13 protein-coding genes are annotated in these 12,697 nt (G+C 71.8%); 8 read left to right on the top strand and 5 right to left on the bottom strand.

Going from position 1 to position 12,697, the window contains the following annotated elements; genetic code table 11:
* Positions 1 to 5 precede the first annotated feature (5 nt).
* Positions 6 to 1,760, top strand: a complete 1,755-nt coding sequence (sdhA, locus tag ACRWNP_RS07420; protein ID WP_431960190.1) for a succinate dehydrogenase flavoprotein subunit — start codon at positions 6 to 8, stop codon at positions 1,758 to 1,760.
* On the top strand, positions 1,760 to 2,512 hold the full coding sequence (locus tag ACRWNP_RS07425; RefSeq protein ID WP_431960191.1) for a succinate dehydrogenase iron-sulfur subunit: 753 nt from the start codon (positions 1,760 to 1,762) through the stop codon (positions 2,510 to 2,512). Before sdhA ends, ACRWNP_RS07425 begins: the two co-directional genes overlap by 1 nt.
* 66 nt (positions 2,513 to 2,578) lie before the next feature.
* On the opposite strand, the gene ACRWNP_RS07430 is transcribed toward ACRWNP_RS07425, so the two are convergent.
* Entirely contained in the window at positions 2,579 to 3,562 is a 984-nt protein-coding gene (locus ACRWNP_RS07430; protein WP_431960192.1) for a hypothetical protein, read from the bottom strand.
* Positions 3,559 to 4,893, bottom strand: a complete 1,335-nt coding sequence (locus ACRWNP_RS07435) for a DUF4132 domain-containing protein (protein ID WP_431960193.1) — start codon at positions 4,891 to 4,893, stop codon at positions 3,559 to 3,561. The genes ACRWNP_RS07430 and ACRWNP_RS07435 overlap by 4 nt, the downstream gene beginning before the upstream one ends.
* 168 nt (positions 4,894 to 5,061) lie before the next feature.
* Here ACRWNP_RS07435 and ACRWNP_RS07440 point away from each other — a divergent pair, with 168 nt between their 5' ends.
* Both ACRWNP_RS07440 and ACRWNP_RS07445 read left to right on the top strand, forming a co-directional pair.
* Complete coding sequence (locus ACRWNP_RS07440; protein ID WP_431960194.1) at positions 5,062 to 5,658, top strand: hypothetical protein; 597 nt, start codon at positions 5,062 to 5,064, stop codon at positions 5,656 to 5,658.
* A gap of 384 nt (positions 5,659 to 6,042) precedes the next feature.
* Entirely contained in the window at positions 6,043 to 6,741 is a 699-nt protein-coding gene (locus ACRWNP_RS07445; protein ID WP_431960195.1) for a hypothetical protein, read from the top strand.
* A gap of 7 nt (positions 6,742 to 6,748) precedes the next feature.
* On the opposite strand, the gene ACRWNP_RS07450 is transcribed toward ACRWNP_RS07445, so the two are convergent.
* Positions 6,749 to 7,633 (bottom strand): hypothetical protein, encoded by an 885-nt coding sequence (locus ACRWNP_RS07450; RefSeq protein WP_431960196.1) that lies wholly within the window; start codon positions 7,631 to 7,633, stop codon positions 6,749 to 6,751.
* Between the two features lie 126 nt (positions 7,634 to 7,759).
* Here ACRWNP_RS07450 and ACRWNP_RS07455 point away from each other — a divergent pair, with 126 nt between their 5' ends.
* The gene (locus tag ACRWNP_RS07455; RefSeq protein ID WP_431960197.1) at positions 7,760 to 8,938 is read left to right on the top strand and encodes a D-alanyl-D-alanine carboxypeptidase family protein; all 1,179 of its coding nucleotides are present in this window, start codon (positions 7,760 to 7,762) and stop codon (positions 8,936 to 8,938) included.
* Positions 8,939 to 9,039: 101 nt separating this feature from the next.
* Here ACRWNP_RS07455 and ACRWNP_RS07460 read toward each other — a convergent pair whose 3' ends face one another.
* Both ACRWNP_RS07460 and ACRWNP_RS07465 read right to left on the bottom strand, forming a co-directional pair.
* Positions 9,040 to 9,483, bottom strand: a complete 444-nt coding sequence (locus ACRWNP_RS07460; protein WP_431960198.1) for a DUF4234 domain-containing protein — start codon at positions 9,481 to 9,483, stop codon at positions 9,040 to 9,042.
* 144 nt (positions 9,484 to 9,627) lie between these two features.
* A complete protein-coding gene (locus ACRWNP_RS07465) occupies positions 9,628 to 10,167 on the bottom strand; it encodes a MarR family winged helix-turn-helix transcriptional regulator (protein ID WP_431960199.1) in 540 nt (179 codons plus the stop codon).
* Between the two features lie 67 nt (positions 10,168 to 10,234).
* Here ACRWNP_RS07465 and ACRWNP_RS07470 point away from each other — a divergent pair, with 67 nt between their 5' ends.
* From ACRWNP_RS07470 to ACRWNP_RS07480, 3 genes are all read left to right on the top strand, one after another.
* Positions 10,235 to 11,485 (top strand): MFS transporter, encoded by a 1,251-nt coding sequence (locus ACRWNP_RS07470; RefSeq protein WP_431960200.1) that lies wholly within the window; start codon positions 10,235 to 10,237, stop codon positions 11,483 to 11,485.
* A gap of 157 nt (positions 11,486 to 11,642) precedes the next feature.
* On the top strand, positions 11,643 to 12,053 hold the full coding sequence (locus tag ACRWNP_RS07475; protein ID WP_431960201.1) for a hypothetical protein: 411 nt from the start codon (positions 11,643 to 11,645) through the stop codon (positions 12,051 to 12,053).
* A 5-nt stretch (positions 12,054 to 12,058) separates the two neighbouring features.
* Positions 12,059 to 12,607, top strand: coding sequence for a thiol-disulfide oxidoreductase DCC family protein (locus ACRWNP_RS07480; protein WP_431960202.1), 549 nt, complete (start codon positions 12,059 to 12,061; stop codon positions 12,605 to 12,607).
* Positions 12,608 to 12,697: the final 90 nt, after the last annotated feature.

A 12,697-nucleotide genomic window follows, 5' to 3' on the forward strand; every position in this document is an offset into this window, starting at 1 on the left:
CCCTCATGCAGATCCACAAGTACGACACCGTCATCGTCGGCGCCGGCGGTGCCGGCATGCGCGCCGCCATCGAGGCGACGAAGCGCAGCCGCACCGCCGTGCTGACGAAGCTCTACCCCACCCGCTCCCACACCGGCGCCGCCCAGGGCGGCATGGCCGCGGCCCTCGCGAACGTCGAGGAGGACAACTGGGAGTGGCACACCTTCGACACGATCAAGGGCGGTGACTACCTGGTCGATCAGGACGCCGCCGAGATCCTGGCGAAGGAGGCCATCGACGCGGTCCTCGACCTCGAGAAGATGGGCCTGCCCTTCAACCGCACCCCCGAGGGCCGGATCGACCAGCGCCGCTTCGGCGGTCACTCCCGCAACCACGGCGAGGCCCCGGTCCGCCGCGCCTGCTACGCCGCCGACCGCACCGGTCACATGATCCTCCAGACGCTGTACCAGAACTGCGTCAAGGAGGGCGTGGAGTTCTTCAACGAGTTCTACGTCCTCGACCAGATCATCGTCGAGGAGGACGGCGTCAAGAAGTCCGCCGGCGTCGTCGCGTACGAGCTGGCCACCGGCGAGATCCACGTCTTCCAGGCGAAGGCCGTCGTGTACGCCTCCGGCGGCACCGGCAAGTTCTTCAAGGTCACCTCCAACGCGCACACCCTCACCGGTGACGGCCAGGCCGCCGTCTACCGCCGCGGTCTGCCGCTGGAGGACATGGAGTTCTTCCAGTTCCACCCGACCGGCATCTGGCGCATGGGCATCCTGCTGACGGAGGGCGCCCGCGGTGAGGGCGGCATCCTCCGCAACAAGGACGGCGAGCGCTTCATGGAGAAGTACGCGCCGGTCATGAAGGACCTCGCCTCGCGTGACGTCGTCTCCCGCGCGATCTACACCGAGATCCGTGAGGGCCGCGGCTGCGGTCCCGAGGGCGACCACGTCTACCTCGACCTGACCCACCTGCCGCCGGAGCAGCTGGACGCCAAGCTCCCGGACATCACCGAGTTCGCGCGGACCTACCTCGGCATCGAGCCCTACACGGACCCGATCCCGATCCAGCCGACCGCGCACTACGCCATGGGCGGCATCCCCACCAACGTCGAGGGTGAGGTCCTGTCGGACAACACCACCGTCGTCCCGGGCCTGTACGCCGCCGGCGAGGTCGCCTGCGTCTCCGTGCACGGCGCCAACCGCCTCGGCACCAACTCGCTGCTGGACATCAACGTCTTCGGCCGCCGGGCCGGTATCGCCGCCGCCGAGTACTCCGCGGAGCACGGCTACGTCGAGCTGCCCGAGGCCCCGGCCCAGCTCGTGGTCGACCAGGTCGAGCGGCTTCGCGCCTCCACCGGCAACGAGCGGGTCGCGCAGCTGCGCAAGGAGCTGCAGGAGACCATGGACGCCAACGTGATGGTGTTCCGCACCGAGCAGACCATCAAGACGGCCGTCGAGAAGATCGGCGAGCTGCGCGCGCGGTACAAGAACGTGTCGATCCAGGACAAGGGCAAGCGGTTCAACACCGACCTGCTCGAGGCCATCGAGCTCGGCAACCTGCTCGACCTCGCCGAGGTCATGGCGGTCTCGGCGCTGGCCCGCAAGGAGTCCCGCGGCGGCCACTACCGCGAGGACTACCCGAACCGCGACGACGTCAACTTCATGCGGCACACGATGGCGTACCGCGAAGTGGGTGCCGACGGCACCGAGTCGATCCGGCTCGACTACAAGCCGGTCGTGCAGACCCGCTACCAGCCGATGGAGCGTAAGTACTGATGAGCACCGCGACCCTGGACAAGGTCGAGGCCGAGGCCTCGCCCTACATCACGGTCACCTTCCGGATCCGCCGGTTCAACCCGGAGATCTCGGACGAGGCCACCTGGCAGGACTTCCAGCTGGAGATCGACCCCAAGGAGCGGGTCCTCGACGGTCTCCACAAGATCAAGTGGGACATGGACGGAACGCTGACGTTCCGTCGCTCCTGCGCCCACGGCATCTGCGGCTCCGACGCCATGCGCATCAACGGGCGCAACCGGCTGGCCTGCAAGACCCTGATCAAGGACATCAACCCGGACAAGCCCATCACCGTCGAGCCCATCAAGGGCCTGACGGTGCTGAAGGACCTGGTCGTCGACATGGACCCGTTCTTCCAGGCCTACCGGGACGTGATGCCCTTCCTCATCACCAAGGGCAACGAGCCGACCCGCGAGCGCCTGCAGTCCCCCGAGGACCGCGCGCGCTTCGACGACACCACCAAGTGCATCCTGTGCGCCGCGTGCACGTCGTCCTGCCCGGTCTTCTGGAACGACGGGCAGTACTTCGGCCCGGCGGCCATCGTCAACGCCCACCGCTTCATCTTCGACTCGCGTGACGAGGCGGGCGAGCAGCGGCTCGAGGTGCTGAACGACAAGGACGGCGTGTGGCGCTGCCGCACCACGTTCAACTGCACCGACGCCTGCCCGCGTGGCATCGAGGTCACCAAGGCCATCCAGGAGGTGAAGCGCGCGCTCATCACGCGTCGCTTCTGATCCCCTCCGCCGAGGCTCCCCCGAGGCCCCGCACCCGGTTCCCACCGGGCGCGGGGCCTCGGGCGTTCACGGGGTCAGCACCCGGTGGATCTGCTTGCGGGTGACCGTGTGGTCGACGCACCCCGCGAGCCTGCGCAGCTCGTCCCGGGCGGCGCCGCCGTCCAGCCGGGCCAGGGCGCGTATGCCGGCAGCGGCTACGACGGTCTTGACCGGGGGCCGTTCGACGAGGGCGCCCAGGACGCGGATGGTCTCCAGGTGGGGCGGCACGGACGGGGACGACAGCAGCCAGGCCAGGCCCCGGACGGCGGTGACGTTCCAGGGGTCGCGGCTGCCGTGGGTGGCGAGCGCCAGCCAGGGGGTGGCGGTGCGGCGTACCGCCTCGGGGTCGATTCCGTCGAGGACCGCGGCGGCCGCCCGGTCCCAGCGCGCGCTCGGGTTCGGCCCCGCGGCACGCAGATGCGGGATCAGCCGCCGCCAGGGGTCGCCGAGTTCCGGCAGCTCGGCCAGGACGCGGTCGGTCCAGAGCTCACCGGGGTTGAGAGGCGGCTCGGGGATGCGGTCCAGGAGGAGTTGCGCCCAGCCGAGGCCCATGAGCGCGGATCTGCGGAGCAGGCCGACCACCTCGCCGGACAGCGGCCGTCCGGCGTCCAGCAGTGCCTCGGCGAGGGTGGGCATGTCGTCACTGGTCTGCGACCACCAGAAGTCCGCTGCGTGGCGTTCCAGCATGCCGTTCCACTGCGCGCACCAGGAGTCCTCGGCGAAGCCAGGGGACACCGCCGCGAGCACGAGCCAGACCCTCACGGTCTTGTCCGGCACCTGGTGCGAGGCCTTGCGCTGCTCGACGAGGAGGGCGGCCAGGGCCATGCGCCGTTCCTGGGGCATCGCCCGCAGCCGGGACACGGCGCCGTAACCCTCGTCCCACCCTTCGGCCGGCTGCAGGAGCGCCTCCGCCAGTTCGGTGAGATCCCCCTCGGCTGCGAGCCGGGCGATGTGGTCGATCCGGCCCGTGTCCTCCCACGGCGAACATTCGGGGATCCGGACATGTTTCACAGTCGCCTCACGATCGTCGGGTCGGTGATCTCCGTGTCGCGGGCGAGGAGCAGCGCCTTGGCGAGGATCACCGGCAGCAGGGGGTCGCCCTCGAAGGGCAGGGGGCCCGGGACCGCGCCGGGGCGCGCGGGCGGGACGACGCACAGGTGGCGGTCGTCCGGGGACATCAGGACGTTGCCGGAACCTATGTGGATCCGGTACGTGTGCCGGTCGCCGCGGACGTGCAGGAAGCGGTCCTCGACGGCGCAGCGACCGGCGACGGCCAGGCGCGGCGTGAGGCGGGACAGCACCTCGCGGCGGGTCCGCGCGCGGGGGGTCAGCTCGCCGAAGCCGTAGGACGCCCAGTACGCGCGGAAGCGGCCGTCGGGCCCGCCGTCCTGCCAGGTGGGGTCGTTGCCGATGCCGGCGGCGCCCACGAAGAGGTCCACGTCGCGCAGGACCTCGCTGAGGACGAGCGGCGGCACGTCGGCGAGCGGGAGCGGGTCGGCCCGGTTCCCGGGGGCGTCCAGCGGATGGAAGCGCACCCGGTCCGTGCCGACGTGCAGAAAGCTGCCGCAGTGGCTGAGGTCGTCGCCGTCCACGCCTTCGACCCGGAGCTCCGCCCGCAGCCCCCACGCCGGGAGCTCGCGCGTGGCGGGCGGGAAGGTGTCGTCGGCGGCCGGCAGGCGCACGCGGTACCGCCAGCCGCGGGTGGCGGCCAGCGCGGCGAACTGGTGCTGCCTCAGAACGTGCGGGGTGGCGAAGAGGCGGGCGGCATCGGCGGGGCCGTACACCTCGCGGTGGGCCTGCGCGAAGGGCTGCGTGACGCCGTACCGCTCCAGCCACTCCCGCCAGGCCGTGATCTGCGCGCGGTCGCGCCCCATGGGGTGCCACAGTTCGACGGCGCCTTCCCCCATGTGCTGGACCGGCTCGCCGTCGAGGGCGCGCAGGCCGCCCTCGGCCCAGCCGCAGGCCACCCCGTCGACCGTCCACAGCAGCCGCCGGACGAGGGTGCCGAGCAGCGGGTGGCCCGCAAGCCGCTCCCGCCACACGGCGTACGCCCAGCTGCGCCGCTCCAGGAACTGCCGCTCCAGCCACCCGGCCTGCGCCGCCAGCGTCCGGTCGATGTCCCTGACGGTCATCCTGAGCCGCGTCAACTCCCCCGCGTGCTCCCGCCGAACGGCGGCCGGGGCGACCTTCAGCGCCTTGCCCGCCGCATTACGCCACCCCAGTACGGCCCGCCCGTCCCGGATCCCCAGCTCCGCGGTGACCCCACCCACCGGCTGCGCCACCCCGAGCCCGTACCCGGGCACGACCGGCTCCTCGACGTCCCCCCACGCGATCACGCTCACCGTCCACCCCCTGTGCGGCGGCCCCCGCCGTCGCCATCCCCGCCGAGCGTAGGACCGGCCTCTGACAACACCCCATCTGCTCCTGTGCGTGGCTTGATTCGCCCTATGGTGCACTTATTGATGATCTGTCATGCTCCGAGCAGGATGCGGGGAGCTCCGGGGGTGGGCATGGCAAAGCTGGGGCGGCCGCAACCGCTCGGACTCGGACACGCGGCCCAGGAAGTCCATTCCATCGCCGCCCCGATGCTGGCGGCCGCCGCACTGGCCCTGGCCGGCGTGGTGGCGGGCGCGAACCCGAACACCTTTGTCTGGTCCGGGCCGACCCTGCTCGTCCTGGTGGCGGCGTCGCTGTTCTTGGTGGCCAGCATTCAACTGCATTATCACGCACGCCATTTCTACTACTCCGTACAGGACATCGACTTCTGGTACGGGCTCGACGTCCGTCGCGGATCCGAAGTCTTCAAAGAACTGTGCCACCGCCAGCAACGAGACTTCGAAATCTGGGAACGATACATACGGCGAGCCGCGACATGCTTCAATACGGGCGCCCTGCTACTGGGATTCGGCGTATCCCTCGCACTTGTCCCGACATCGGGAGACAAGCAGGAAAGCTGGCGCTGGATCGCTCTCTCCATGGTGCTCGTAGGCACTGTGGCGGACATGGCATGGATTGCCCACCTCTATGGCAAGAGGGCTCAGTACGCCGATCGCGATGCCGCCTTGAATGAACTCAATGCAGTTCCCGACGAACCCAGCGAGGAATAAAACAATGGACATGCACGCCATGACACTTCCAGGGTTCGCCGGCCCCCGTCGCCGACGCGGGACCATGGAATGTTCCGGCCAAGAATGCTTCGGGCAGATTCCCACCCGCGCGGAGGCCGGGGACACCGAAGCGGCGTGGGCCGATGCACTGCGTCAGGGGAAAGGTGCGATCTCGGCGTACCTCGAAACATACAAGGCCGACCACGCACAGGGCTGCCGATACCGAGAGCTTCCGCCCTCGATCCATATCGCGGCCGCCGCCGGAGGCCGAAGGCCGGATCCCCACCTCGAGAAGGCCCTCGCCGCACTCAAGGAGGCCCGCAACCGCGAGGGCTAGCCACCCGTCCGGCAGCCTGAGCCACGCCCGCCACTACGATGACGCGCGTGGCTCGGACGGACAGGGAACGGGGGCGTCGTGCCTCCCCGTGGCTGGGTCTGTGCGCGCTGGCGCTCGGGAGCTTCGCCGCCGGGGACACCCTGCACCGGGTGCGCGCCGCGGTGGAGTGGGCCCACGTGTGGTGGCCGTGGCTGCTGCTGGTGCTGGCGGTGCTCAACCTCGTGCGGTCCTTCGTCGCCGTCAGCTCCCTCATAGCCCCCGGCGTCCTGGCCGGGATCGCCCTCGTGGGGCTGGCCCACGGTCACGCCGTCAGCGGCCGCGTCCTGGTGAACGTCGTACTGCCGGCCTCCGTCGCGCTGGTGGGCGTCGCGATGCTGCTCCCCTTCGGCGGACCGGAGCAAGGACGGTGGACGCGGTTCCTGGCCACGGGCCGCATCCACGGTCCCGGGGCGATCGGCGAACGCACCCGGCACCCGCGGCTGGAACTGCGGGCCGTCGCCGGTGAGATACGGGCGGACCTCACCGGTTCGGCACTCGACGGCGACGTGACCGTCCACATCACTGCGGTCGCGGGACACGTGCATCTGACCGTTCCCCGGAGCTGGCCGGTGACGGTCCGCACGACCGGCATGGTCCTCACGCGGGTCACCGACTCGGGGCCGAGGGACGCCGTCGACGCGGACTCCGGCGGCGTTGGCCTGCACCTGCTGGGGCTGGGCGGCGCGGTCAGCCTCGTACGGGCATAGCCGGCGGTCACCGCAGCCGGTCGGATATCAGCCGGAACAGGTCCCACTCACCGTCGTGGTCGGGGAGTTCGTGGCCCAGCGCCTTTGCCAGATCGAGCCGGTGCAGGTCGTAGACGACGTACATCAGCCCCGCGTAGGCCTGTGCCGCCGTCACCGCCCCCTTGTACGCGAGGGCGGCGCCCACCAGGGACGCGGCGAGGAGCCACCACTGGCGCGGTTCGTCGTGGAGGGCCACCGCCCCCAGCAGGGTGCAGGCGAGAAGGCAGTGGCAGAGGTTCACCGCGGTGTCGAGGGAGTCGCGGGCGGAGCTCAGCGCGGCGGCAAGGCGGTCGGACACCTGCGGGAGGATCCGCGGCCAGGAGGGCAGCGTCGCCAGGCCGTAGCGCTCACCGGCTCTCAGTTCGCCGGCCCGCAGGGCGTTTCCAAGGGCTGTGGGCAGCAGCACGTTGCCCGGGGGAAGCGCCGCCAGTCGCCGGACCGCCTGATGGCGGTCGCGTTCGAGGCGGGAGTGTGCGTCCCGCTCGCGTATCTGCTCGCCGAGGCTCTTGCCGGCGGAGCCCTCCGTGGCCGGGGTCTCGCGCCTGGTGGCGTCGAACAGAACAAGCCACCTGCGCCGCTGGTACTCCACCAGCACCCCCGCCAGCCGCGACGTCGGCGCCCACCGCTCCCAGTAACCCTCCAGCACCCGGACGGCGCGCACCTGGAAGGGGTGGAGCAGCAGGCCGAACAGTACGGCGGAGGCGAAGATCGCGAGCAGTGCGGCCGCGGCCGTGGCGGGGGTGGCGGGGAGGGCGTCGTGCCATCGGGTGCGGCCGGAGAACGCGCCCGCACGGGTGAGGGTCCAGGCGTACGTGACGAAGAGGGCGCCCGGCGCGAAGTGCACGGCCAGCATCCGGCGCAACGGGTTCCCGCCCTTCCCCCATTCGCATCAAGGGACCCAGTATGCGCTGGGCCGGCCGGTGTCCACAGCGGTGCCCCCGGTTCGGCTGCGGGGGGTCGCGGCTTGTACCGTCCCTCCATGGCTGCGACACCCCCCACACCGCCGCGACGTGCCGTCCTCGGGCTCGGCGTCGCCGCCGCCCTGCTCCCCGCCGGGAAGGCGGTGGCGGCCGGCAGAACCGTGGTCGGGGGCGAGCGGCTGGGGCGGCACGGGGTGCAGGTGGTGGCGGGGGCGCCGAAGCTGCCCGAGACGAACTCCCTGTCGTGGATCGTGGCGGACGCCGACTCCGGTGACGTGCTGGCGTCGTACAACGCGCACCGGCGGCTGCCGCCGGCCAGCACGCTGAAGATGCTGTTCGCGGACACGCTGCTGCCCCGATTCGGCCGGCGAACACGGCACAAGGTGACGCACGCGGACCTGGCGGACATAGGAGCCGGGAGCAGTCTGGTCGGGATCGAGGCAGGGATCACCTACTCGGTCGAGCAGCTGTGGCTCGGGGTGTTCCTGCGCTCGGGGAACGACGCGGTGCACGTGCTGTGCTCGATGAACGGCGGGGTGGAGAAGACCGTCCGGGAGATGCGGGCGCGGGCCCGGGAGCTGCAGGCGAACGACACGTACGTGGTGAGCCCGGACGGCTACGACACGCCGGGGCAGTTGTCGTCGGCGTACGACCTGACGCTCTTCGCGCGGGCGGGGCTGCGGAACCCGGACTTCCGGTACTACTGCCGCACTCAGGTCGCGCGCTTCCCCGGGGAGAAGGGCGCGACCTTCGAGATCCAGAACACCAACCGGCTGCTCGGCGACTACGACGGCATGATCGGGGTGAAGAACGGCTACACCACCAACGCCGGAAACACCTTCACCGGCGCGGCGGAGCGCGACGGGCGGACGCTGCTGGTGACCGTGATGCACCCCGAGTCGGGGTACGACGAGGTGTACCGGGAGGCGGCCGACCTGCTGGACTGGGGTTTCGACGCGGTGGGCCGCGTGGAACCGGTCGGGGAACTCGTGCCGACGCTGAGCCAGGTGCGCGCGATGGCCGGGGGGCCGCTTGGCGACAGCCACGGTCCGCGGCCCACGGCGGCGAGGGACGCAGCGAAGGGGTCCTCGTGGGTCGGCCCGGCCGCGGAGACCGTCCTGGTGGCGGCGGTCGCGGCGTTCGTCCTGGCGATCAGGCGCCGCCCGCTGCCGCAGCGGGCGGCCGCCGCCCGGGACGACGCCCGGCGGCGCGGGCGCGGCTCGAGCCGCGCCCGCTGAGGGCCGGAGCCGCACCGTCCTTCATCCAGGTGACGGAGCAGTTCACGCGCCCCGACCGCGCCGGGGACCCGGGAGCGGGGGACCGCGCGCCGGGCCGAGCGTCAGTTCCGGGCGACCCAGACCTGGTTGAGCTGCTCCTGGTAGTAGAAGGACGTCAACCCGAAGGCGGGCGCCAGCAGCAAACCCTTGAGGCCGGAGACCGTGTCGTGGAGGCCCGCGCGGCGCTGGGCGCGGGCGATGCGGCAGCCGGTGTTGTAGAGCGAGACGACGGCGGGCACGAGCAGCAGCGCCCCGAGGCTCACGGCGACCACCGCGAGGGCGGGGCGGACCTTGATACCGGGATCGAAGTCGCGCAGTTCCTTGTTGGCCCGGTAGTACCAGACGAGCCAGTACACGCCGAAGGTGAGGGGCCCCAGCAGCCAGACGGTCCCGGGGCGGCGCATGTCACCGGACGGCGTGGCGAGTCCCACGCCCCCGGAGACGGGGAAGCCCGGGAAGGGCCCCCGCGGGTAGGGGAGGGTCCGGTAACGGTCCTCGTTGAACATGCTGCCCCCAGGTCGGGCCTTCGGCAGGGACGGAGCGGTTGCGTGCCGAAGAGAAGGTAAAGCTACTGGGCGGTTCGGAGGCCTGTCAGCGGGGAACGCTCACAAATTTCGCACAGGATGTCGGATCCTCCCGGGATCCTGTGTTCAGCCGCCCTCTGCCCTCATCATGACGCGTCGTAGCAGGTCGGAGAGGTACCGGCGTTCGCCGGCGTCGAGCGCGCCCAGCAGCCGGTACTCCTCGTGGCCGAGGACGTCCATGGCGCCGAGCCAGATGGCGCGGCCGTCGTCGGTGAGCTCGACGTCGACGCGCCGGCGGTCGGCGGTGGAGTGGGTGCGCCGGACGTGGCCGCGCGCCTCCAGCGTGTCGAGGCGTCCGGTGACCGAGGCGGGGGCCAGGTCGAGGTCCGCGGCGAGTTCGGACGGGGCGGCGCGGCCGCCGCGGCCGGCGAGGGCGTGCAGGGTGTCGAACTCGTGCCGCTGCAGGCCGAAGTCGACCAGCGACTGCTCGCGGACCTTGCGCAGGTGGCTGGTGACGAGCTTCATGCGGGTGACGGCGCCCTCGATGTCGGGGTCGAGGTCCGGGAGAACGGGCAGCCAGCGCTCCACGTGCCCGTCGGTCCAGTCCCGTTCCACCGTGACGCCCTCGGTGTTCGTGTCGGTGTCGGTATCGGCGTCCGCTTCCATGGCCGAATCCTACGGCGGGATATATTTCGGTGGCGAATGATTCGGTGCCGAAATACATTGCGGTGCCATGACGCCCACACATCCCCTCCGGCTCCATGGCTTCCGGCTGCTGTTCGCCGGACGCACGCTGTCCCTGCTCGGCGACGGGGTCGTACCCGCCGCGCTGGTCATCGCCGTGACCCGGGCGACCGGTGACGTCTCGGCCCTCGCCCTCGTCCTGGGCTGCGCGATGGTGCCGAGGCTGCTGCTCCTGCCGTTCGGCGGGGTGGTGGCGGACCGCTTCGACGCCCGTCGCGTGGCGCTCGCCACCGACCTCGTACGCTGCGCCGCCCAGCTCTTCGTCGGGCTCGAACTGCTGGGCGGCGACCCGTCGCTGGCCCCGATCGCGCTGGCCGAGGCGGTGGGGGGCACCGCCTCGGCGTTCGCGATGCCGGCCCAGTCGCCGCTGGTCGCCGGCACGGTGACCGAAGGGGCGGCGCGACAGCGGGCCAACGCCCTGATGGGCGTGGCGAACAGCGCGACCCGGCTGTGCGGCCCCGCGCTCGCCGCGGCTCTGATCTGGGCCGCCGGCCCCGGGCCGGCCTTCGTGCTGGACGCGGCCTCCTTCGCGGTGAGCGCCGCGCTCCTGGCAGCGCTGCGGGTCGAGCGGACGCCGCTGCCGCGCGCGTCGATGCTCGCCGACCTCAAAGAGGGCTGGAGCGAGGTCCGTTCCCGGGACTGGTACTGGACGAGCCTGGTCGCGCACGCCACATGGAACGGCTCCGCCGCGGTCCTGACCACTCTCGGCCCGGCCGTCGCGATCCACCGGCTCGGCGGCGAGGGCGTGTGGTTCTGGGTGCTGGAGGCCGGGGCGATCGGCCTGGTCCTCGGCTCCCTGCTGGCCGCGCGAGCGCGGCCCCGGCGCCCCGTGCTCGTCGCCAACCTGGGCCTGGCGACGTACGCGCTGCCGCTGGCCCTGCTGGCCCTCGCCGCCCCGGCCCCGCTGCTCATCGCGGCGTACGGGCTGGCGCTGACCGCGCTCGGCTATCTCAACCCGGTCTGGGAGACGGTCGTCCAGCAGCAGGTGCCGCCGGGGGCGCTGGCCCGGGTGACGTCGTACGACTGGCTGCTGTCGCTGGCCGCGATGCCGGCGGGCTACGCGCTGGCCCCGCTCGCCGAGCGGCTGTGGGGCCCGGCGGTCCCGCTGGCGGTTTCCGCGGCGCTGGTGGCCGCCGCCTGCCTGGCGACGGCGGTGGTGCCGGGGGTGCGGACGATCGGCACGGCCCGCGCGGATCCGGCCGCGCCCGCCCCGGCCACCGGCCGGACGGCGAAGGGCTGACGGCCCAGAGGGGGCGGCGCAGAGGGAACGGCCGGGGCGGTGGCGCACCCGCCCCACGGCCCTTGTGTGTCAAGGAACTTCTCGCTTGAACATGTTCAAAAACAGGTCTACAGTCATCGGCAACGGGTTTTGAACACGTTCGAAAAGGGTGGGACCCATGGACCTCACGGTCGTCGCGTACGTCATCTACCTGCTCATCAGCGTCGCGCTGACGGTGTGGGTGGCCCGGACCCTCAGCCGGGCCGGCAAGGTCTTCCTCGAAGACGTGCTCCACGGCAACGAGAAGCTGGCGGAAGCCGTCAACCACCTCCTGGTGGTCGGCTTCTACCTCGTGAACCTCGGCTTCGTGGCGCTGTACCTGAAGAACGCGGATCCGGTCGGGGACGCCCGCGAGCTCTTCGAGGCGCTGTCGGTCAAGCTCGGTGTCGTCCTGCTCGTCCTCGGGGTGCTGCACCTGGGCAACGTGTACGTCCTCAACAAGATCCGCCGCCGGGGCGTCATGGACCGCGAGCAGATCCCGCCCGTCCGCCCGCAGGGCTGGACCGCCCCCGCGCAGCCCGGAGCGTGACGGCGATGGACCGCACCCCAGTGACCGGGGCCGCTCCGGCGGCTCCGGTGCCGGTCCGCCAGCTGACCGTCCTGTACGACCCGGACTGCTCGCTCTGCTCCTTCGTCCGCCGCTGGCTCGAACGCCAGCGGCAGATGGTGCGGCTGGACCTCGTCCCGGCCGGCTCCGACGAGGCCCGGCGCCGCTTCCCGGAACTGGACCACGCCTCGACCCTGCGCGAGATCACCGTCGTCGGGGACTCGGGTCAGGTCTACCGGGACGACGCCGCCTGGCTGGTCTGCCTGTGGGCCCTGGCCGAGTACCGGCCGATGGCGCACCGCCTCAGCACCCGTGCCGGCGCGCCCGTCGCCCGGGCAGCCGTGCTCGCCGCCGCCCGATACCGCGAGGCGCAGTGGGGCCGCGGGGCCGCCGCGACGGGCTGGGGCGGCCGGGTGTACCACGGCGCCGAGGGCTGGTCCTACGACCCCAGGGAGGGCTGGACGCACACCACCCCGCGCACCGCCCCGCACACCGCCCCGGACGCCTGCGCGGACGGCTGCGCCCCGCCCGGCTAGGCTCACGGACGTGGAAGAAGCACCCCCTGGCACGACCCCCGGCACCCCCCGGCCCCCCAAGAGCGAGCAGACGCGCGCCCTGATCCTCGA

It is taken from the genome of Actinacidiphila sp. bgisy160 (genome assembly GCF_965342435.1).
Lineage (GTDB): Bacteria > Actinomycetota > Actinomycetes > Streptomycetales > Streptomycetaceae > Actinacidiphila.